We start from the raw sequence: 2667 nt of genomic DNA, 5'->3' as shown, positions 1-2667 counted from the left end.
GACCGGGACGCCCTGACCGCCGCCCTGTCCGGCGCGGCCGACGGAGCACAGGCCGTCCTGTCCCTCCTCGCCCTCGACGACACCCCGCACCCCGGCCACCCGCTGCTGCCGAACGGGTTCGCGGCCACCGTCGCCCTCGTCCAGGCCATGGACCACCTCGACACCCGGCTGCCGGTGTGGTTCCTGACCCGCGGCGCCGTCGCCACCGCGCCCGGAACAGCCCCCGACCGCCCGTCGCAGGCCCTGGTCTGGGGCTTCGGCCGGGTCGTCGCGCTGGAACAGGCCGACTGCTGGGGCGGGCTCGCCGACCTGCCCGCCGACCTCGACGACCGCGCGGCCGACCGCCTGATCGCGGTTCTCGCCGGCGCCGACCACGAGGACCAGATCGCTGTCCGCCCCACCGGCGTCCTCGGCCGCCGCCTGGAACGCGCAGCCACCGGCGGACTGCCCGGCCGCCGCACCTGGAAGCCGGACGGCACCGTCCTCGTCACCGGCGGCACCGGCGCCCTCGGCCGGCACGTCGCCCGCTGGCTCGCCCGCTCCGGCGCCGCCCACCTGCTGCTGGTCAGCCGCTCCGGACCCGACGCGGAAGGCGCCGCCGCCCTGCGGGAGGAGCTCGCCTCCCTCGGCGCCCACGCCGAACTGGCCGCCTGCGACATCGCCGACCGGGACGCCCTCGACTCGCTCCTGGCCGGCATCCCCGCCGACCGGCCCCTGACCGCCGTCTTCCACACCGCGGCCGTCCTCGACGACGGCGTCATCGGCTCCCTCACCCCGGACCGGCTCGCCCACGTCCTGCGGGTCAAGGTGGGCGGCGCCCTCAACCTCGACGCCGCCACCGCCGGCCTCGACCTGTCCGCGTTCGTCCTGTTCTCCTCCTCGTCCGGCGTCTTCGGCAGCCCGGGACACGGCAACTACGCCCCCGGCAACGCCTTCCTCGACGCCCTCGCCGAGGACCGGCGCGCCCGCGGACTGCCCGCCACCGCCGTGGCCTGGAGCGGCTGGGCCGACGGCGGCATGGCTTCCGGCAACGTCGGCGAACGCCTCGAGCGGCACGGCGTACGCCTGATGGACCCCGCCGTCGCCGTCACCGCCCTCCAGGACGCCCTGGACCACGACGACACGGCGCTCGTGGTCAGCGACATCGACTGGGAGGTCTTCGGCGCCGAACTCGACAAGGGCCGCCCCCGCCGCCTGTACGCCGCCGTGCCCGACCTCGAGCGGCTGCGCGCCAACCGGCCCGCGCCCGGCGGCGCCGGCGACGGCGCCGAGCCGGGGGAGACCGGCGAAGGACTCCTCGCCCAGCTGGCCGCCCTCTCCGACGCCGACCGCAGGCACGCGCTGCTGCACCTCGTCCGCGCCCACATCGCCTACGTCCTCAACCACCCGAGCCCCGACGACGTCGAACCGGCCCGCGCCTTCCGCGAACTCGGCTTCGACTCGCTCACCTCCGTCGAACTGCGCAACGCCCTCGGCGAGGCGACCGGCATGCGGCTGCCCGCCACCCTCGTCTACGACTACCCGACCCCGGCCGCGCTCGCCGAGCACCTCGACGAACAACTCGCCCCGAGGCAGCGCCCGTCCGCCTCCGCCCCCGCGGCCACCACGGTGTCCCGCGCGGACACCGCGGAGGACCCCGTCGTGATCGTCGGCATGGCCTGCCGCTTCCCCGGCGACGCCGACACCCCCGAGGGGTTCTGGCGGCTCCTCGCCGACGGCGCCGACGTGATGGGCCCCTTCCCCGATGACCGGGACTGGGACCTGGAGACGCTCCACGACCCCGAACCCGGACGGGCCGGCCACACCTCCACCCTCACCGGCGGCTTCCTCGCCGGCTTCGCCGACTTCGACCCGAGCGTGTTCGCCATCTCGCCGCGTGAGGCCCTCGCGATGGACCCGCAGCAGCGGCTGCTGCTGGAGATGGCGTGGGAGACCTTCGAGCGGGCCGGGATCGATCCGCGCAGCCTGCGCGGCAGCCGCACCGGCGTCTTCGCCGGCACCAACTACCAGGACTACACCTCCCGTCCCATCGCACCGGGCGACGAGGTCGGGGCCCACCTGAGCAACGGCACCTCCGCCGCCGTCATGTCGGGCCGGCTGTCCTACACCTTCGGTCTCGAGGGCCCGGCCGTCACCGTCGACACCGCCTGCTCGTCCTCCCTGGTCGCCCTGCACCTGGCCGTGCGGTCGCTGCAGGCGGGGGAGTGCGACCTGGCCCTCGCCGGCGGTGTCACCGTGATGTCGACGCCCGGTCTGTTCGTGGACTTCAGCCGTCAGCAGGGGCTGGCTGCGGACGGGCGCTGCAAGGCGTTCGCGGACGCGGCGGACGGTACCGGGTTCTCCGAGGGCGGCGGTCTGCTGCTGGTGGAGCGGCTGTCGGACGCGCGGGCGAACGGGCATCCGGTGCTCGCGGTGGTGAAGGGCAGTGCGGTCAACCAGGACGGTGCGTCGAACGGTTTGAGTGCGCCGAACGGTCCGTCGCAGCAGCGGGTGATCCGTGCCGCGCTGGCGGACGCGGGGCTCACCGCGGCCGACGTGGACGCGGTGGAGGCGCACGGGACGGGGACGCGGCTGGGTGACCCGATCGAGGCGCAGGCTTTGCTGGCCACCTACGGTCAGGGCCGTCCCGCCGAGCAGCCGCTGTATCTGGGCTCGGTGAAGTCCAAC

General features: G+C 75.3%; 1 protein-coding gene. It reads left to right on the top strand.

Annotated features, from left to right (window positions below):
* The coding region (locus CCN29_RS28860) for a type I polyketide synthase (RefSeq protein ID WP_143661397.1) at nt 1–2667 on the top strand (2667 nt) is incomplete at both ends.

This window comes from Streptomyces pseudogriseolus, assembly GCA_002154585.1.
In the GTDB taxonomy this organism is placed as follows: domain Bacteria; phylum Actinomycetota; class Actinomycetes; order Streptomycetales; family Streptomycetaceae; genus Streptomyces; species Streptomyces pseudogriseolus.
The sequence above is the reverse complement of the archived record's forward strand: the minus strand, read 5'-3'. Positions and strand labels throughout refer to the sequence as shown.